This window comes from Caproicibacter fermentans, assembly GCF_014303955.1.
Lineage (GTDB): Bacteria > Bacillota > Clostridia > Oscillospirales > Acutalibacteraceae > Caproicibacter > Caproicibacter fermentans.
The window spans coordinates 3350162-3369502 of the sequence record NZ_CP060286.1 but is presented as its reverse complement, the minus strand read 5'-3'; the positions used below and the strand labels follow the sequence as shown (position 1 = coordinate 3369502).

General features: G+C 49.7%; 20 protein-coding genes and 1 tRNA gene. 13 read left to right on the top strand and 8 right to left on the bottom strand.

Features of this window, described 5'->3' with window-relative positions:
• Positions 1-415 precede the first annotated feature (415 nt).
• Positions 416-1108: a phosphatase PAP2 family protein gene (locus HCR03_RS16740; protein WP_066646077.1), complete on the top strand. Its 693-nt coding sequence runs from the start codon at positions 416-418 to the stop codon at positions 1106-1108.
• A gap of 45 nt (positions 1109-1153) precedes the next feature.
• Here the strand turns inward: HCR03_RS16740 and HCR03_RS16735 are convergent, their stop codons facing one another.
• The gene (locus HCR03_RS16735) at positions 1154-2929 is read right to left on the bottom strand and encodes an oleate hydratase (RefSeq protein ID WP_187035530.1); all 1776 of its coding nucleotides are present in this window, start codon (positions 2927-2929) and stop codon (positions 1154-1156) included.
• Between the two features lie 118 nt (positions 2930-3047).
• Positions 3048-3497, bottom strand: coding sequence for a flavodoxin family protein (locus tag HCR03_RS16730; protein WP_066646080.1), 450 nt, complete (start codon positions 3495-3497; stop codon positions 3048-3050).
• Between the two features lie 353 nt (positions 3498-3850).
• Between HCR03_RS16730 and corA the strand changes: the two genes are divergently transcribed.
• The 11 genes from corA (at position 3851) to HCR03_RS16675 (ending at position 12091) form a co-directional block, all read left to right on the top strand.
• Positions 3851-4885, top strand: a complete 1035-nt coding sequence (gene corA / locus HCR03_RS16725; RefSeq protein ID WP_066646081.1) for a magnesium/cobalt transporter CorA — start codon at positions 3851-3853, stop codon at positions 4883-4885.
• A gap of 136 nt (positions 4886-5021) precedes the next feature.
• Entirely contained in the window at positions 5022-5450 is a 429-nt protein-coding gene (locus HCR03_RS16720) for a VanZ family protein (protein ID WP_066646136.1), read from the top strand.
• Between the two features lie 230 nt (positions 5451-5680).
• Positions 5681-6205 (top strand): methylglyoxal synthase, encoded by a 525-nt coding sequence (locus tag HCR03_RS16715; protein WP_228725002.1) that lies wholly within the window; start codon positions 5681-5683, stop codon positions 6203-6205.
• Positions 6180-6413, top strand: a complete 234-nt coding sequence (locus HCR03_RS16710) for a PTS sugar transporter (protein ID WP_066646083.1) — start codon at positions 6180-6182, stop codon at positions 6411-6413. The genes HCR03_RS16715 and HCR03_RS16710 overlap by 26 nt, the downstream gene beginning before the upstream one ends.
• A 168-nt stretch (positions 6414-6581) precedes the next feature.
• A complete protein-coding gene (locus HCR03_RS16705) occupies positions 6582-6809 on the top strand; it encodes a hypothetical protein (protein ID WP_066646085.1) in 228 nt (75 codons plus the stop codon).
• Between the two features lie 116 nt (positions 6810-6925).
• A complete protein-coding gene (locus HCR03_RS16700; protein WP_228725001.1) occupies positions 6926-7702 on the top strand; it encodes a cytidylate kinase-like family protein in 777 nt (258 codons plus the stop codon).
• Positions 7703-7823: 121 nt separating this feature from the next.
• On the top strand, positions 7824-8312 hold the full coding sequence (locus tag HCR03_RS16695; protein ID WP_330601036.1) for a GNAT family N-acetyltransferase: 489 nt from the start codon (positions 7824-7826) through the stop codon (positions 8310-8312).
• A 52-nt stretch (positions 8313-8364) separates the two neighbouring features.
• Positions 8365-9282 carry a bifunctional helix-turn-helix transcriptional regulator/GNAT family N-acetyltransferase gene (locus tag HCR03_RS16690; protein WP_187035529.1) on the top strand — a complete coding sequence of 306 codons (918 nt, stop codon included), beginning with the start codon at positions 8365-8367 and terminating at the stop codon, positions 9280-9282.
• 57 nt (positions 9283-9339) lie between these two features.
• Positions 9340-9699 carry a YccF domain-containing protein gene (locus HCR03_RS16685; protein ID WP_187035527.1) on the top strand — a complete coding sequence of 120 codons (360 nt, stop codon included), beginning with the start codon at positions 9340-9342 and terminating at the stop codon, positions 9697-9699.
• A gap of 164 nt (positions 9700-9863) precedes the next feature.
• A complete protein-coding gene (locus tag HCR03_RS16680) occupies positions 9864-11510 on the top strand; it encodes a putative manganese-dependent inorganic diphosphatase (protein ID WP_066646087.1) in 1647 nt (548 codons plus the stop codon).
• A gap of 504 nt (positions 11511-12014) precedes the next feature.
• Positions 12015-12091 (top strand) — tRNA-Met (locus HCR03_RS16675).
• A gap of 69 nt (positions 12092-12160) precedes the next feature.
• Here HCR03_RS16675 and HCR03_RS16670 read toward each other — a convergent pair.
• From HCR03_RS16670 to HCR03_RS16650, 5 genes are all read right to left on the bottom strand, one after another.
• Positions 12161-13405, bottom strand: a complete 1245-nt coding sequence (locus HCR03_RS16670) for a DUF4368 domain-containing protein (RefSeq protein WP_187035524.1) — start codon at positions 13403-13405, stop codon at positions 12161-12163.
• An 82-nt stretch (positions 13406-13487) separates the two neighbouring features.
• Positions 13488-15110, bottom strand: a complete 1623-nt coding sequence (locus tag HCR03_RS16665) for a recombinase family protein (protein WP_187035522.1) — start codon at positions 15108-15110, stop codon at positions 13488-13490.
• A 95-nt stretch (positions 15111-15205) separates the two neighbouring features.
• Positions 15206-15463, bottom strand: a complete 258-nt coding sequence (locus tag HCR03_RS16660) for a hypothetical protein (RefSeq protein ID WP_187038179.1) — start codon at positions 15461-15463, stop codon at positions 15206-15208.
• A gap of 11 nt (positions 15464-15474) precedes the next feature.
• Positions 15475-16857 (bottom strand): relaxase/mobilization nuclease domain-containing protein, encoded by a 1383-nt coding sequence (locus tag HCR03_RS16655; RefSeq protein WP_187035519.1) that lies wholly within the window; start codon positions 16855-16857, stop codon positions 15475-15477.
• Positions 16835-17164 carry a plasmid mobilization protein gene (locus HCR03_RS16650; RefSeq protein WP_187035517.1) on the bottom strand — a complete coding sequence of 110 codons (330 nt, stop codon included), beginning with the start codon at positions 17162-17164 and terminating at the stop codon, positions 16835-16837. Before HCR03_RS16650 ends, HCR03_RS16655 begins: the two co-directional genes overlap by 23 nt.
• Positions 17165-17853: 689 nt before the next feature.
• Here HCR03_RS16650 and HCR03_RS16645 point away from each other — a divergent pair.
• On the top strand, positions 17854-18807 hold the full coding sequence (locus HCR03_RS16645; RefSeq protein ID WP_187035515.1) for a DUF6076 domain-containing protein: 954 nt from the start codon (positions 17854-17856) through the stop codon (positions 18805-18807).
• Between the two features lie 243 nt (positions 18808-19050).
• Here HCR03_RS16645 and HCR03_RS16640 read toward each other — a convergent pair whose 3' ends face one another.
• Positions 19051-19308, bottom strand: a complete 258-nt coding sequence (locus HCR03_RS16640; protein WP_267459193.1) for an AAC(3) family N-acetyltransferase — start codon at positions 19306-19308, stop codon at positions 19051-19053.
• Between the last annotated feature and the right edge of the window lie 33 nt (positions 19309-19341).

The following is a 19341-nucleotide window of genomic DNA, read 5'->3' as shown; positions in this document are numbered from 1 at the left end:
CCCCCTAATTCAGATTCTTAAAACCGACGAAAAAGAGGGCTTCCCTGTGAAAAGGAAGCCCTCTTTGACTTTACGGTATATAATATAGTATATTATACCACTCTCATGACAGAAATTCAAGGTTTTCCTTCGCTTGAGTCAGCGTTACGGTCCGGTCCCGTCCGCGAATCTTCCTTATGAACATGGCGGGATGGCCGGACAAAGAATTCATTTTTAACATTATTTTAATCTGAACGTTCATAATATAATTCTAAACTTCAACCCGGAGGGCGGATTGCGCAAGTCCATCTCTTTCCCCAGGGATCACGCGACGGCTTCGATGAGCGTCGCGGCCCGGCCTGATACACGGGGGGACCGGGTGTTTCATTTAGGCGGAAGCGCGGGTTATGAAAAAACATGATAAGGCAGGTGGAATATGAAACGTCTCGCCTCGGCAAGGCACAACGCACAGGGCTTGATTCAAAAGTATTTAAAGACGGAGCAGCTTTTATTTGCCGCCTTTGGTATTCTTGCGGTCGCTTTTATCCTATGGGCTTCGGAGCTTTTGGAAAACGGGCTCAGTCCATTCGACAGCCTGATCTACCGCAACTTGAGGACGCTTATTTCGCCGGACCTGACCGTCTGGATCAAGCTTCTTTCGGATTCAGGGGCTTCGTATACTCTGGTATCGATTCTGGCGGTATTCTGGGCCGTTTCCTTTCAAAGGAAACGCGTTCTGTATTACACAAAAATCATGACCGTGAACCTTTTTGTTTCTGCCGGGATGAATCTTTTATTCAAAACATTTTTTCATCGTACAAGGCCGGATATTTTAGTGCTGGTCCACGCCGGCGGATACAGCTTTCCGAGCGGGCACTCCATGATCGGCGCGGCTTTTTACGGTTATCTGATCTATCTGTGCGTCATCTTCCTGAAAAAGCCGTGGAAGCAGCTTTTTTCGGCGCTTTTCATGATTCTGATCCTTTTCATCGGCCTGAGCCGGATTTACCTCGGCGTTCATTATGCCAGCGACGTTGTCGGCGGATTCCTCGCGGGATTCGCGTGGCTTGCGGTTTTACTCTTGTTTATTAACAAAAAAGGAGCTTTTACCAGAGAGAATCCGAAATAGGACGCGGGCTGCACAGGATATTTCCTTTTTTCATTCCATCAAAAATCAGATCACATGATATTCCTTCAACAGCTTTTCGATATCGGTACCGCCGACTTTTTTCAAAATTGCTTTCAGCGCCAGTTTTTCAATGAGTCCCTGGTCCATATCCGTGATTTTTTTGCCGTCGCGTAATTGGACGGCCGCGCTGAGCAAATCGCGAAGATCATAGGCGCTGCCCCAAACCTCCGGCACACCGCGGTCGATCCCCAGCAGAGTGTAGACCGCTTCCATCCCGGTACGGATTGAATATTCGGTCGTAAAGATGGTGTCCCGCTCCGTTTCGGCAAACTGCCCCAGGAACGCGAAATTCACGGCGCCCTGCGGTACGACGGCCGGGCGGTCGCCTGCGCTGCGGGGCATAAAAAAGGCGGTGATATAGGGCATCATGCAGGGCACGGTGTTGGCGCTGTTTTCAGCCAGTTGATCGATCCCGCTTACCGGCACGCCCATATGGTACAGCCATTCCATACAGATTTCTTTGCCCGTACACGCACGCATTGTTTTTTTCACATAATTGCCCGGCTTGTCGGTGAACAGCCCGTAAATCCAGCCCACCAGCTGGTTTTCCGGCTGATCCCGGAACTGCGGCTGACGGTTAAAGGTCCAGCTGAGCAGCCAGTTGGAGTCTTTGGCGGTAACAATGCCCCCGGTAACCACCCTGCCGCTGAAAGGGTCCCGTTTGCAGATTTTCCGGATATAAGGCGGAATACGGTCATCCAGCGTCGTCACGGTGGCGGACATCCAGTTGCTCTGCTCCGGGTTGCAGCAGAATTTGTCCGGATGGCCAAAGGCCGGGTCCTGCGCGGCGATCTTCCGCCACAAGTCCCATCCGCCGCCTTTTTTAATCTCCGCATGAAACGGCGCGGGGTGATTCTGGTCCCCAAGGGAAGAATTTTCGACACAGCCGCCGTTGGTGAGAAAGACCAGATCGTTTTCGGTCAGATCGATGTGTTCCTCTTTTCCGTCCCGTTCGACGAGAATGTGTTTCGCGATTTTTCTATCTTTCCGAATGTCAAATTCCACGTTTACAACCTTGGTAAGATAGTGAAACTGAACGTGGTATGATTTCAGATATTCGATCATCGGGAGGATCATGGACTCATACTGATTGTACTTTGTGAAACGGAGCGCCCTGAAATCCGGCAGGCCGCCGACGTGATGAATAAACCGTTTGAGATACAGCTTCATTTCCAGCGCGCTGTGCCAGTTCTCAAAAGCAAACATCGTGCGCCAGTACATCCAGAAATTCGAATTCAGAACTTCTTCATCGAAGACTTCATCGATTCGTTTCTCATACAAATCTTCCTCCGGTGTAAAGAAAAGCTTCATGATCTCCAGGGCGCCTTTGTCGGAAAGCGCGAATTTGCCATCGGTTCCGGCATCTTCTCCCTGATTCACCGTGGCGCGCATCAGCGAGTAATTGGGGTCGTGCTTATTAAGCCAATAGTATTCGTCAAGAACGCTGACGCCCTTTGTTTCGATCGACGGAATCGACCGAAACAGGTCCCACATGCACTCGAAGTGGTTATCCATTTCACGGCCACCGCGCATCACATACCCGAGGTTGTCATAATGGTATCCGTCGCAGGCCCCGCCGGGAATCGGGTCTTTTTCAAGAATATGCACTTTTTCCCCGTCCATTTGGCCGTCGCGGACAAGGAAACATGCCGCCGCAAGGGCGCCCAGCCCGGAACCGACAAGGTAAGCGGATTTGCTGTCGACTCCTTCCGGCTTTTCAGGGCGCGCGAATGCTTCATAGTTACCGCTGGAATAATACATCCTTAAACCTCCGATTGAATTAAAAAGATTGTGTGTCCTTATTTTATCCTGATTTGCGAATATATTTCGAGAATCGAGGCAGCGGCATGATCAATAATTTCCCTTTTTGATTTAAATGTTACGAAACTACAATTCGCTGAATAAACTGCTTTGCCGCGGCAACGTCCTCTTCATCAGGATGGCCCTTTGCGATACCGCCTACCATCTTAATCGGCCCATACGTGTCATAGCCTTTGCAGGCAAAGGAACCAACTACGGATGCCCCCGCATTTTTCAGCAGTTCAATGAGCGCGGAGTTATATTTAGCCTTTCCCATCCCGCTTGTAGAAAACACAAACACCGCTTTCCCTTGCAGACTGAACCGCGCCGCCGCTTTCAGCATTTTGTCGTAAGGTCTGCCGTATGCAATTCCCGCTCCGAAACCTATGATTTCGTATTCTTCCGTACGGACCGTCGGGACCTTGTCAATCGTACAGATTTTGGCGTTTGCCTGCTCTGCCATCGCGCGCGCAATTTTTTCCGTATTTCCATGGTGGTAAGAATCATAGAGTATCAGGCATTTTTTCATAGATATCCCTCCCGGACCTCTCAATTTCAAAGGCTTTTATGCAAAACGGTCTCTTCCGTTTGTAGAGAAGGGCCGTTGTAACAAAAGCCTTTCCTGATAGATTATGCTTTCCTACGGCGATTATATCATCAAAGGGTTCATTTTGCCAGATTTTATGCTGTCGCTTGGGTACCAGTCTGCCGGCGTCGGGTGGACGGGCCGTTCAAAACGTGCGGAACCCCCAGTTTATATAATATGCAAATCAGGCGAAAAGCGTGACGGCGGCCATCGAGCACGACATGTCTTTTTCTTGGCATTGTGGTATAATATAGTAATAGACAAGTTTTATGGATGCCGGGAAGCAGGGTGTAAAGATGGATTTTAAAAAAAATCCGGAGGACGGGACAAACGGTCGGAACGAATGTGAGGCTATTGAAATCATCGATTATGACGCTCAGAACTACCGGGCGTATCATCTGAAAACGGCGGACCCGAATGATCTTGCCGGGCTCTCGGTCATTCCGGAGGGCGGCGTGCGATGGATCAATGTGGACGCGCAGTGCGAAGACGGTTTATTGCGGGCTCTCGGGGACGCGTTTCAAATCCATCCGCTGATTATTGAGAATATCCGAAACAGGAATCAGCGTCCGAAAATTGAAGAATATAAAGACTTTCTTTATATCGTGGCGAAGATGATCTACTATGCGGGCGATTCTTTGGTTTCGGAGCATATGAATTTTATTCTGGGCTACCGTTATGTCATCACGTTAGGCGAAACAAAGGGGGATGTATTCGGCCGGATCCGCTCCTTTCTTGAGAATGAGAGCGCACATGTGCGGACCTGCGGACCTGATTATCTGATGTATTTACTGCTGGACGCGATTGTGGACGGTTATTTCGATGTTCTTGAAACTCTGAGCGATCAAATCGACGAATTGGAAGAACGAATCATGGAGAGCAATTCACAGGAACATCTGCTGCAAATACGCGAATTTAAAAAAACGCTTCTGAAGCTCAACAGGAACATCTGGCCTTTGCGGGACGTCGCTTCCCTGATGGGAAAAGAATCGACCGAGCTGGTTCGCGCGACAACGGAGCCGTATCTCCGCGATGTTTACAATCATATCGTTCAGGCGATTGATACAACGGAAACGTGCCGGGAACTGCTTTCCGGCTTGACCGACCTGCACTTATCCAATACCAGCAACCGCCTGAACGAGATTATGAAGGTTCTGACCATCATTTCAACCATTTTCATTCCTCTTTCTTTTCTCGCCGGAGTTTACGGAATGAATTTCAAATACATGCCGGAGCTGGGGCTTCGATGGGGGTACGGGGCGGTCTGGGCGCTCATGCTTGCGGTCGCGGGTGCGATGGTCTGCTATTTTAAAAAGAAAAAATGGTTTTAGGCCTGCCGGTCTGCAAACGGTTTTTCTTATCTCAGGAATGGCGAAAGAATTTTCATCATATCATGGACAGGGAATGTCCGCCGCGGTGCGGAAAACAGGCGTCACGCGGCACGGCAAAAAGCGAAAGGATGAATCTATGAAACGCAAGGGGCTCGTCATCGCGACGGTTGGTTTTGTTCTTTTTATTTTTCACAATTCCATGTTTCCCGCGTCCCAGTCGGGCGAACAAAGCCGCTTTGTTACAGATCTCGCCAACAATGCTCTCTCCAAAATGAGAATACCGGCGGCAGTTTCAGAACATATGATTCGTAAAACCGCCCACTTTGCGGAATATTTCGTTTTCGGGACGCTGATGACGGCAACGCTCCGCGCCTATCGTTCCGCAAAACGGGAACTGCTTTTTGCGGATCTGTTTTTTCTTTTGCTGGTTCCGGTCTGCGATGAATTCATTCAGAGGTTTGTTCCGGGCAGGGGCAGCAGCGTTTCAGACGTTTTGCTGGATTTCTGCGGAGGGGTGACCGGTATGCTGATTCTCCTGTTTGCCCGGAGACAAGCCAAAAGCTGAAAAAAGACTCGGCACGGTTCGCTGGAATGGTTGATTTAATGGACTTACTAAAAAATTCACAAATTTTTTTAAAAATTTTTATTGATTTTCCATACAAAACATTTATAATGAAAGATAAAAGGACAAGTTCCGCTGAAACAGGGAACTCTAATTCCGGGCGATGCAATCTGTTTGCGGAACCCGGAATCGTGGAGTCAATTCAAAAAGTAAATTGAAGACGGGTGAAAAATATGAATGAAGAATTTATCACATTTACGATCGGAAAACAGAAAACAATCGCGCTCATCGCCCACGACGGAAAAAAGAAGGAATTAATCGACTGGTGTGCGGAAAACCAGGAAATTCTCAGAAACCATTTCCTGTGCGGAACGGGAACGACGGCCAGGCTTGTCGCGGAAAGAACCGGTCTTCCGGTCAAAGGGTACAACAGCGGACCTCTGGGGGGCGACCAGCAGATCGGTGCCAAAATAGTGGAGGGCAGCATTGATTTTGTAATATTTTTTTCCGATCCGCTTGAAGCGCAGCCGCATGATCCGGATGTGAAAGCTTTGCTCAGGATTGCGCAGGTTTATGACATCCCGATTGCAAACAATAAAGCGACCGCCGATTTTATGATCCATTCCACGCTGATGAATCAGGAATATGATCACAAAGTCATTAATTTTAAGCAAAATGTTATCGATCGGGTCAACGTGAAATTCAATGAAAAGAGAGAAAGCGCGGTGAATAATGATTACTGTAAAGGTATTGATTGACAGTGTTGAAAAGGTGAAAAAATTCTCCTCGATTATCTCCAAAGAAAATGTGGAGTGCGAACTGATCGAAGGGGTTCATATTATTGATGCAAAGTCTATTATGGGGATTTTCAGCATCGATTTAAAGAAACCGGTTCAACTGAATATACATTCCGACGACAGAGAAATATTGAATCGGCTTAAGGATTTTATCGTCCGGGAATCCTGAGCGTAAAATCAACAGGCGCCATGCGGAATTTCACCGCATGGCCTTTTTTTGCCGGAGTTTGCCCTATAAAGCATGGATTATTCTTTATTTTTTAATTAGATTCCGAATAGAATGGCGGAAACAGGTATAGAATTAATAGTGATATTTAAATTAGAAGGAGGGGGTTCTATGCCGCGAGGGCGCAGAATCGGAACGCAGTCGATTGAAGAGCAAATTACAAAACTTGACAGCGAAGTGGAACGCTATAAACAGAAAATATCCCTTGCCCGGGAAAAGCGAAAGACCCTTTTATCAAAGAAGGAAAAAGAGGAAATGTCCGAATTGTATCAGGCGATTAAAACCAGCGGCAAAACAGCGGGTGATTTTTTAAACACCCTGAACGACCGGACCAAATAGCGGCTGAAAGAAATCTTTCCGGCGAGTGCTTTTTTTGCTTGACATGTAAAAAGGCGGAAGGTAAAATAAAGCATATGGAATCAAAAAAATCAATAAAATGTAAGGGCGCATTGAAGGTGATTTATTTCAATGCGCCCTTTTCTTTTTATTGCAAAACCGTACTGGCAAAGAAAATCCGGCTTGCCGCTCGCCGAAAACAGCGGCGCCGCAAAGGGAAGTCTCCGGGTAAGGAGATTCCGGAAAAGCGGTTTACGGGGGTGAAAATGGGCAATTATGTGATTACGATTGCGCGGGGATACGGCAGCGGAGGAAAACAGATTGGGATTCAGCTTGCGAAGGAGCTGGGAATCTGGCTGATTGACAAAGAGCTTTTGCAAATGGCTTCCGTCCAGAGCGGAATCAACGAGGAACTGTTTCATCTGGCGGACGAAAAGCTCAGGATGAACATCTTCCGGCTGCTGCAGGCAAGGCAGCACATCGGCAACGTCCTTTCGCCGGAACACAGGCTGTTTGTTTCAGACGTAAACCTTTTCAACTATCAGGCCAAAATTTTGCGGAGGCTTGCGGAGTCGGAGTCGTTTGTTGTCATCGGGCGCGCGGCGGACGACATTCTGAAAGATTACCCAAACGTATTAAGCGTCGGGATCCGCGCGCCGTTTGAAGACTGTGTCGGCTCGATTGAAAACCGCGCGCATCTGGACCGCAGGGCTGCGGAAAAGGATGTGAAAACCACCGACCGCTACCGCGCGGAGTACTATAAGTTCTATACCGGAAAGGACTGGAACGCCCCGGTTAATTACGACCTTTGTCTGAACAGCTCCAGGATTGGAAGGGACAAATGCGCCGCGGTGATAAGAAGCTGTCTTCTGGAAAAACTCGGCGTCGGCAAATAACAAACATAGAATCCGGCCGGAGCCGCTCCTTTTTACGGGGGGCGGCTCTTTGCGTTAAACAAAGCACCAGCCTGCCGGCGTTGCTGCGCGTTGAAAAGAGTACGCGGTTGGAATATAATGAATGAAAACGGACCGAGCCCTTTGGAAAGGATATGAAGGAATGGAATGGACGATAAAACGGTTTGAAGAATTGACGCTGCAGGAGCTTTACGATATCCTTCGCCTTCGCTGCGAGGTGTTTGTGGTGGAGCAGAGTTGCCCTTATCCGGATGTGGACGGGAGGGACAGCCAATCGTTTCAGCTGTTCGGGTGTGACGAGCAAGGAAAAATCTGTGCCTGCCTGCGGATTCTTGACCGCGGGCAGACTTTTCCGGAACATTCGATCGGCCGGGTGTTGGTCCGCAGGGACTGCCGGGGCTCCGGACTGGCCCGCGAGATGCTGAATCGCGCCGTTCGTTTTGTAAAGGAAACCGGAGGGGGAAATATCCGAATTGAAGCGCAGGCGCACCTGCGGGAATTTTACCGTCAGGCCGGTTTCACGCCCTGTTCGCCGGTCTATCTGGAAGATGGAATCGAACATATTGAAATGTTGTATCAGAATGAAAATTAGTTGATTTTGTCAACTAAAAATGATATAATGCAATGTGGAAAGGAGATAAAACATGAAAGATCAAAAGAACGCCGTTTCAAAGATCAGAAGCTTCAACCGTTTTTATACCCAGCTAACGGGTTTGCTCAGCCGGAGTATCCTGAACAGCAGTTTTTCCCTGACGGAAGCAAGAGTACTGCTTGAAATCAGCCGGATGGACCGCTGCACCGCGAACGAGCTGGGGGCCCGGCTGTCCGTTGACCGCAGCTATATGAGCAGGATCCTGAAACGCTTTGAGCGGGACGGGCTGATCGTCCGCGAAAAGTCGGAGCGGGACAACCGGATTCATTATATCAGCCTGACGGAACAGGGAAACAAGGCGATGCGGGAGCTGAACCGTGCGTCCGACAGCCGAATTTCTGAAATGATCCGAAATCTGAATGAAGAAGAGCTTCAGGCAGTTCTGGATTCGATGTCCGTGATCCGAAAAGAGTTTTCCGAAACGGTTTGTCCGGCGGAAATCCGTAGATTCCGCGACAGCGATCTTGATTACGTTCTCTCCCGCCACAAAAGCCTTTATGTGGAGGAATATGGACTGTCCTCCCTGTTTGCCGGGTATGTCGAGCAGATAATCCCCGGCTTTTTTCTGCACTGTGACCGGCAGCGTGAAAGCATGTGGATTGCGGAGATAGGCGGCAGGCCGGTCGGCAGTATCGCAATCGCGGACGCCGGGAAGGATACGGCGCAGTTGCGTTTCTTTCTTCTGGAACCCTTCGCGAGAGGAATGGGCCTTGGAGGGAAGCTGATCGACGGAGCGCTTGAATTCTGCCGCAAGACCGGTTACCGGCACGTATATTTGGAAACGATCAGTGATCTGAAAACCGCGAGGGGGATTTATCAAAGCCGCGGTTTTATTTCGACTGCGACTCGTGAAAACCCGGAATGGGGAAATGACGTCGTTGAGGAACGCTGGGACCTCGATCTTTCATAATTCATATCAAATCGGGAACGACGTCTCGATGTGAGGCGCAGTTACGGGGGGAATCGTATGGGATGTGTCGGCAACGCAATTTGGTTTTTGCTGGGCGGGTGTGTGATGGGGCTTAGCTGGCTCGCGGTCGGTATTTTATGGTGCGTCACGGTCGTCGGCGTTCCGGTAGGCGTTCAATGCTTCAAATTCGCGGAGCTGGCGTTTTTTCCGTTTGGAAAAGAAATCCGGTACGGCGGCGGAGCGGGTTCCCTGCTTTTGAATCTCCTTTGGCTGGTTTTCGGCGGTTTTGCGCTTGCGGTGGAAGCGGCCGCCGTCGGCGCGCTGTTCTGTATGACGGTTGTTGGAATTCCGTTTGGAATGCAGTGCTTTAAAATTGCAAAACTCGCCCTGATGCCGTTTGGTTCGGCCGTTAATTGAAAACTTGCACAAAAGCATTTGTAAAAATGCATGTATGTTGCTCTTTCGCGCTTGACTGGGGCAAAAAAATGATTTATTCTAGTAGAACAGTTCTTTAGCCGCCCATCCGCCTGCCCGGGCGGTTTGTGCGCCGCGATAAGGTATTTTAAAAAGAGGTACTGAAAATGAACGAATCCGTCTATATCACAGGACATAAAAATCCCGATACGGACTCCATCTGCTCCTCCATTGGCTATGCCGAGCTGAAAAAGAGGCTGGGAGTTCAGGCGGTTCCGGTTCGCATCGGCAAAATTAACAAAGAAACGGCATTTGTGCTGGAACGCTTCGGAGTCAAGGAACCGGAATATCTGAAGACCGTGAAAACACAGGTGTCCGATTTGGATCTGGATGTGATTCCACCCGTTTCGGAGGATATTTCAATCAAAACGGCCTGGAACATCATGCAGAAAAACAACCGGCAGGTTCTTCCCGTGACCGACGATGCGGGAAAGCTGCTTGGAATTATCTCGCTTTCCGACATTACCAACAGCTACATGGCTTCGCAGGGGAATAACGTACTTTCCAAAAGCCACACGCCGCTTCGCAACGTGACGGAAACCCTGAACGCCCGTCTGGTCTGCGGGAACATTGACGATGTGTTCCGTTCCGCGGGCAAGGTGGTCATCGCAACCATGGCGCCCGACAGTCTGGAGCCTTTTGTCGAGAAAAACGACATCGTGCTGGTCGGCAACCGCAAGGACAGTCAGATGAAGGTGCTGAAGGCGGGCGTCAGCTGCCTGATCGCGACCTGCGGCGGGCACGTCGATAAAGATGTGCTGGAACTTGCGGAGCAGAAGGGCTGTATTGTGATGGAAACAAACCACGATACGTTTACCGCCGCCCGGCTGATCAACCAGAGCATCCCCGTGGGATACGTGATGACGAAAAATAATCTGATCTGCTTTAACGTTCATGATTTTATTGATTATATCCGGGACAAAATGCTCCAGACCCGCTTCCGCAGCTATCCTATCGTCGACGACGACGGGACCGTAAAGGGATTTGTGTACCGTTACCATCTGATCTCGCCGAGAAAGAAAAAAGTGATCCTGCTGGATCACAACGAAATGTCTCAGACGGTCGACGGGATTGACCAGGCTGAAATCTTGGAAATCATCGACCATCACAGAATCGGAGATATCCAGACCGGTTCGCCGGTTTATTTCAGAAATGACACGGTGGGCAGTACGGCGACGCTGATTGCCAACATGTATGTGGAAAACGGGATCCGTCCGACAAAAGAAATTGCCGGAATCCTCTGTGCCGCAATTCTTTCGGATACACTGAACCTGAAATCTCCGACGACGACCTACCTTGACCGCGAGACGGTGTCGCAGTTGGCCGAGATTGCGGGTGTGGACCCCAACCGGTTTGCGGCCGAGATGTTTCAGGCCGGTTCCTCGCTTGCGGATATGAACCCGGATCAGATCCTTTATAACGATTTTAAAGATTATAATCTGAGCCGGTATAAAATCGGCATCGGGCAGATCAACGCCGGCGATCCCCAAAATGTGAAGGACCTGAAAGGCAGCCTTTTGGAACATATGAAAAAGGTGCAGCAGGAAAAGGGCTACAGCCTTTTGCTTTTGATGATGACCGACATCGTCAAGGAAAGTTCCCACCTGCTGTATTTCGGCAGGGAAGAAGACCTGATCCGCGACGCCTTTGGCGCGGAACCAAGGGACAACGAGGTCTATCTGGAAGGTGTGGTTTCCCGCAAAAAGCAGGTAGTTCCGCTTTTGACCAACGCCATTCAAAATACCCCAAGATAGTTGGAATTATAAACACTCGCGTGCCATGGGTAAATCAATTTGTCGGTGCGCTTGTTTATTTTTAATAAATCATAAGCAAGAAGCGACTTCTCAATCTGTGCAGAATTTAAAGCAACATCCATTCCGGGCTTTCATTGTGGGGAGTTTGGTAATCTGACGGAAAAGAAAATTGAAGCGGCTGTCCGGAATTTCGATCAAACCGAATCGGTGCGTTTGGCCGGCCTTTTGCCGGAGCGCTCGAAAACCCGCCGTTCGTTCTTAGGCATTTCAAGAATTGAGAACCGGAGATGCAAACGTCTTTCCTCGATCATTAGACTTTGCACTGCACGTGGATTTTCTTCTTGCCATAATTCCCCTTGCTTTGCATGTTTTAGTTTTTTCAGCCGGCTGAAACAGTAAATTTTAAGAAAAAGTCTTGACATTCCGTATGTGAGATGGTATTATATTTAAGCACTCTAAATGAGGCCCTACAGTAAGGCTTAGTGAGGATGCACAAATAAATATCGCGGAGTGGAGCAGTCCGGTAGCTCGTTGGGCTCATAACCCAAAGGTCGTAGGTTCAAATCCTGCCTCCGCAACCATGTCGAGTGTTCATAACGATACTGAACATTCCGAAAATAGGAGTAACCGAAAGGTTGCTCCTATTTTCGTTATCCGGCCTTTCTGGTAATATACTCAACCGCCACGCCCTGCCGTGTATCGACGGTCACACTCTGCGGCAGCGCCATGAGTTGTGGCATGTCCAGAACGCCTACGAAATTGTAGTAGATCTCAAGCTGCTGTGTCTTGTTCTTGCCTGTGCCCTGCGCCTGATGAACAACAATCTTTTCAATAAGCTCGTTTACGATGGTCGGGGTCAATTCGTCTATTTTGGTATATTTCTTCACTGTCCATAGAAAGTTGGCCGCGCTGCTCTTGTGTCGCTTCTCTGCGTCGATCTCCGCTTGCATGGCGGAAATTTTCTTTTTAAGCGAAATCTGCTCATCATCGTAGCGTTTGGTTATCATCATGAACCGCTCGTCGGAGAGCTTACCGTTGGCGTTGTCTTCATACGTTTTGGTGAAAAGCGCGTCGAGCTCATGAATACGGGCAATCATGGTGGCAACCTCATTCTCCTGACGCTTGGTTTCCCGCTGCGCCTCCTGCAAGGATTTATCCATCAGCAGCTTTACGAAATCTTCCTCTTTGTCCTGTAAAAACTGCGTCATGCGCCGGAGCTCCAGAAGTACGACTTGTTCCAGTGCGTCGGCTCGTATGTAATGGGTGTTATTACAGGTTCCACGGTTGCCACGATAATTGGAGCAGTTGAAATATTTGAGTTCCGTGTGTGGGTGGTTGACATTGAAATGGAGCTTGCAGCCGCAATCGGCACAATACAGAAGCCCCGCGAACATGTGCTTTTCGGTGTTCTTCGGCTGTCTGCGTTTTGTGCCTGCCCTGATCCGCTGCACCATTTCCCATGTCTGGCGGTCGATGATTGGCTCATGGGTATTTTCAAAGATAGCATGGTTTTCTTCCGGGTTTTCATACCGCCGCTTGTTCTTGAACGACTTGGAATAGGTTTTGAAATTGACGGTGTCTCCCACGTACTCACGCGCCAAAAGAATTTTTTCAACCGTGGTTTTACACCAGCAATAGGGGCTATCCCTGACAGTGGATTTTTTCCCCGGCTTGCGGACACCCTTGCTTTTCCAATACTCCGTGGGCTTTAAGATTTTATCCCGTTCCAATATCGCGGCGGTTTTCTCAACGCCAAAGCCGTCGATGCACAACTGGTAGATGCGCCGCACGACAGCCGCCGCTTCTTCGTCGATCACCCAACTTTGAGGGCAGTCCTGGTCTTTCCTGTAACCGTAGAGGGGCAAGGAGAGAGGAACACCCGCGCTGCCGCGCAATCTTTGGGAGCTTCGCACCTTGCGGGAAATATCTCTGGCGTACCACTCGTTAGTAATCTTCTCATAAAGCAGGGTATGGGGATTACCCTGCCTTATCAACCAGATTGTAGTGGATTACCACGTCGCGGTATTTCTGCCCGTTTTTCTCGCCGCGCTCCCCGATTTCGATGTAGTTAATCAGTTCCAGAAGCATTTCACGGTCAAGCTGTTCCATCGACACATATTTCCGGATGTTCGCAAGATACTGCTCAATGTCGTGCTCATCCTGCGCGGTATCGGCAAGCTTCTGCTTCAAGGACTGCACCAGCGACTGCTTTTCCACACGTTCCGCTTCATACTTGGTCAGCAGATTCTTGAATACCGCTTCGGGGACGGTGCCCAGCACCTTGTCCTCATACAGCGCCTGCGTAAGCCGTTCCAGCTCCGCAAGGCGCTTTTCCGTGGCTTTCAGCGTGGTTCTGTCGGCTTTGCTCTGCCGGTCGTTCTGCTTTGCTTTCTGCTCCAAAAGCTCCCGACGCACCCTGTCCTCGTCTTCCAGAACCCGCTTCGCCCTGTGGCGGATATCGTCCAGTACCAGCTCCGAGAGCGGCCTCAGGTAGATAATGTGCGCGGAACAGGCGGCTTTCCCGCTTCGGGCGTAGCTGCCGCACATGTAGGAAATATACTTGACGTGACCCTTCTTCGGGTAAGTATGGTTTTCCTCGGTGTACCGCATTTTGAAGCCGCAGTCCATACAGCGCAGCAACCCGCCGAAAAGGCTCGGCTCGCTGGTCCCTTTGACGCTCCGCATTTTGCACCGACGTTGATCCAACTCCGCACAAGCGTTCCACGTATCCATATCAATGATTGGCTCGTGGGTATGCTCGACCTTGATCCATTCATCCTTTGGCTTGTCGATCTGCTTTTTGTTCTTGTAGGACATCGTGCCGCGCTTGTTCTGAACCATGTGGCCGATGTAGACCTCATTGCGGAGCATCTTTTTTACGGTGACTTCATTCCAGCAGTGGTTGCGGCGGCCTCTGTCTTCCGTGCCCTTGGTCAGGTAATAGTAATCCCTCGGCGGCAGGATATGTTCCGCGTTGAGAAGCCCCGCGATTTTCCGGAACCCCAGCCCCTGCCGACGATAGCGGAACATTTTCCGGACGTTTTCGGCAACAGCTTCGTCAATGATGAATTTGTGCTTGTCGTCGGGGCTGGCCCTGTAACCGTAGGGCACATAGCAGCCGAGATAATTTCCCAATTTCGCGTGCGCCTGCTTGACCGCCTTGATCTTTTTGCTGGTGTCTTTGCTCTGGAACTCGTTAAATAAGTTGCGGAACGGCATAATATCGTTGTCGCTGTTGATGGTGTCCACGCCGTCATTCAGCGCGATAAAGCGGCAGCCGATCATTGGAAACAGATAATCCGTAAACTGGCCTACCTGAATGTAGTTCCGTCCAAAACGGCTCAAATCCTTGACCAGTATCAGATTAATCTTGCCGTCCTTCGCGTCCTCAATGAGCTGGGACACGCCGGGGCGGTCGAACGTCGTGCCGCTCACGCCGTCGTCGCAATAGGTGAAATAGTCGTTCCAGCCCTGTTCTTCGCAGTATTTGGTGAGCATCAGCTTCTGGTTTTCGATGCTGACCGATTCTCCCGCCCGTTCGTCGTCCTTGCTCAAACGGACATAGATGCCGACCTTATAATTTTGTTGGACCGTTAACATTTTTCCTCACTTTCCGCAAGCCCAAACTGTCGGCAGTATTATCAGACTCAGTATATCGCAGGAACCACCGACAGTCCAGACGCATACGGCCGATTTTATTCTTTTTTCTGAGGATTTACAGCGTTCTGGACAGCAAGCCGTTCCATCGTCTTGTCAATGTCCTTGCTGCCCTCGAAAACACTGGTGAGGCGGTACAGCACCTTGCCGATGATCACTTCCCGGTAAGAGGACGGTTTCTTCGCGTGAACCGGCGGGGACGGCGGCGGATTCCATCCGCCGCGGCGGTCGGTCAAGACAAATCTCAAATCCTCAAAAAACCGGTTCCAGTCAAACGGTTTGTGATTGAATTTCACGGAACTCCCCCTTACATGCTCAGTTCCTGTTCCTCGTCCTCGGAGAGGACTTGTTTTTTCTTCCGCTTGTGCCTTTTCTTATGAACGGGTTTCGGCTTTTCCCGTTCCTGCTGCGGGTCATACGGATTCACCAGATCTTCAACAGCTTTAGCAAGAGCAAGAACATCGCCAAGAGGAACGCCCCGATTCCCGCCCATTTCGTCTTGATTTTGAGCGGAGACATATCCCGGTGCACCAGCTTTGTCTCCCATTGGTACAGAGTATTCCGCATCGTCTGGTCCGTCGTATTCCTCGTCTTCTCCATCCCCGTATTCACCGATTCCGTAATCGTCCGGCTCTCCTGCCGGACCGTATCCTTCAAATTCTCGGTCTGCTGATAGTAAACGTTCTCGTAATAGTGCTCCATCATTTTGTTCACGTCGTCCACACTCGGCAGAACCGCGACGTAGGCTGACAGGTCCTGAAGCCGTTGCACGGTTAATTGCTGGCCCTTCAGCATGGTGTTCCACTGGTCGGTCGGGATCGCGCTGACCTGCGGCAGATACGGCACCGTGACCGTCTGTTCCGGCAGCTCGGGCAAGACGCTCTCCGGCTGATTGAGCTGCTTGAGTTTCTCGAAGTCCGGCATTGAAATATTCCTCCATTTCCACTTTGAGATATTTCTGTTCATGGAGTCGGTTGTCCCGGCACCGCAGGCCCTCGGGGGTCGTGTAGGTGATGTATTTGTAATGCGGCTCCCATTTCACCTTGTAGCCCATCCGTTCCATACAGGCGATAAAACCGGCTCTGGTGCGACTTTGCTTCATGGCCTGATCGATCGCCGCCATCAGCCGAAATTTGGAACTGCCGCCCCGCGCCGCCGCCCGATATTCGCCCGCGAGCATCGGCCTGCGTTCCGGTTTTCGATACGGCTTGAGAATTACCAGCCCGTGCGCCTGACAGATTTGGTCGGAGAGGGTTCGGAGTTGTTCCAGATTCTTTTCGTTGAACTGCAATTTCAGACCGGTTTCACAGCTTACCGAATTCACTACCAGATGGTTGTGCCAGTGGTCGCGGTCAATGTGGGTGGCAATCTGAACCTCGTAACCGTCAAAATATTTCGCAAGCTCCACGCCCATCTGATGGATTTCCTGCGGCGTGACCGGCGTCCCTAGCTTGAAGGACTGCACATACTGGTAGAAATACACGCCCTTTTCTTTCCGGTAGCGGCGCTTGGTCGCCATGAATTCCTGAAAGGCGGTAACTCCGCAGCAATTCTGCCCTGAAACCAGCTTGACCCGGTTTCTCTTTCGATCCTCGTAAACGGTCTTTTTGTCCTGCGATACATACCGCATCACTTTGGACATGGCCGTCCTGCTCTGGGTTTTCTCTCTAACCGCGTAAACAATTGCCATCGGTCAGCCCCGGTCCATCAGGCCATACAGGGAATCGAACACCGCGCCGAACTTTTTGCACTTCGTTCAGATCGGGGCATCGGATTTTCCCCATGTTGCACAGGGTTGTGATCTGGTTCAGATTTCGCCCGATGGCTTTCAGTTCGGCGGTGGCGTTGTCCAGCCCGTTCACCACGACGATGGATTTTTCTAACGCCGACAAGGTGAGAAAACCCGTCATGCTCATGCCCGCCTGTTCCGCCTTACGGTGGATGCGTTCGTAATCCGGCAGGCTCATCCGCATGGCAAACATTTTTTCCTTGCGCATTCGCTTTCCTTTCTCCCCCTTGGGGGTTGGGGGAACGTCCTTCGGGGGTCCGGGGGTCGCCCCCGGCCAGCATGTTTGGATTGCGGGGCAGCGCCCCGTCAATACAAACAATATGCTGGCCTACCCCTTCGGGGTAGTATCGCGCGGCTCCCGATTTCTGCAGCACCCTTTCGCTTTCCTCATGGGAAGGGCTTGCGTTTCTCCGGCTCCGCTGCTATACTGGTGATAAAGTGAATTCCTTTTCTTCCGGACCGTAAAGTCATTGCCGTGGTTTTGCGGCCTTTTTTTGCGCATATCCTGGCTACCGTTCCTGCGCCTGACGCCCCGCTCCGCAGAAGCCGCCGCGTATTCCCGGCCTTGCAGGTATCGGCCCTTTCGGACCGGCTCGCTCTGAATTTTGTTCGATGCAATGGGGGCGCGGGCATTCGGGAATTGCTTCCTGATTTGCCCGGTGCGCGAATTGCCGCCGAACGCAGTTCGGTCTTGGCGTAACTGTTTGCAAGGCGTTTGTATCTCTTGCCGGATATGCTATTCAATTTTCAGAGGGCCTCCTTTTTATCACTAATAGACTATCATAATAAATTAATTCAGTAGTCTACAACAATATCTTAATCCCGTCTTGCATTCTTGTCAATACCTATGTATAATATATTTACTATAAGTCTATAATCTATATTGAGGTGACAGGAATGGCATATAGCTTTAAGGTTTACATATCCGGGGAAAAGGAATATTTTGAATATGGGAACGGACAGAAAACAATTAAAAAAAGCTTCGCGTTTTCGCAAAGCCTGATGGATCTGTTATATCTGGATATTACGTCATACGGAAATGTATTTGAGAAGATGGGAGCCGATCTCCGTCAACTGTATTCGGAGAAGGACATGCGGCTTGCCGATGAAGTCCGCAAAGGGCTGGACACGATAACAAAGAAGCACATTTATTTTGAGTTGGTGCGCTTGGACTGGCTGGACCGTCTGGAACAAGCAGAAGAGAAGAAATTTGAAAACGTGATCGACCTGCTGCCATACAAAAAACTGACGCACATTCCGTCCGAAATCGTTACGATACAGGACCAGGTGAAACATCTGTGGGGGAATACTTTGGATGTTTTGACCCCCAAAGAGCCTGTTCAGAAGAAAATGGCGGAGTACTATGAAGAAAAGGAGAATAAAAACGACCTTGATTTTTTCCCTTTTCAGCCATTGGCCCTGCGCTTTGAATGGATCGACCGGAAAACCTTTACCGAGGTGTTGTACCCGAAAGACATTTATGAGATAATCGACTATTTTACTCGGGAATGCATCATGCGGGAGCTGCCGTTCCGCGTCTGCAAAAATTGCGGAAAATACTTTCCCCTGACCGGGCACATCAACACCGAATACTGCGACAGGCCGTTCGACAGCGCCGGGCGTACCTGCAAGGAAATCGGCGCACTGCGGGTTTGGGAAAAAAAGAAGAAGGAAAATCCGGCATTCAAGGCGTATAGCAAAGCTTACAAAAAGCGGTTCGCATGGATCAAATACGGCAAAATTACGCAGGAAGCCTTTTATGAATGGTCGGAACAAGCCCGAACGATGCGGGAGCAGTGCGCCAATGGGAAAATATCGCTGGATGAATTCAAGGAGTGGCTGGGAGATTGAGCTTTTTTTGAAAAAATTAAAGGACTTGTCTGTTTCAACCAAATCGCATTACCAATTGCCAAAGATGTTAGGAACATAGGAAATGGGAAACATTTCTTCGCTTTTCCCTTTATCGTCTTTTACTTGTCAAACAACGCCTAAACCAAATCTATTTTGCGCAAAGGTCTCGCCGAATGTCGGCCACATGTTTCAGTAAGATACCGCTAAAATGGAAAAGCGTTCTCTGGTCTTCCACTCTTAATTTTACGCGTGGTTTGGGATAGAACTTCTATTACTTTCTATCCATCGCTTTGCAAAATCGACTGCATTTTTCATATGAAACAATTTACAACTCGCGTTTCCAACTTTCCCAACACATACATCATTATTTTTTTCAAAATCACACCCTATTTTCTCAAAATCATCACTATTATAATCATAATCTTGGAACCATATCCATTTTCTTCTACCGTTTTCTTCAATCGCGGCACCGTCATTTTTTTTAGGTGTTTGTTCACACATAGTTTCAGCCACATGAAAACAAGTACAATTTTC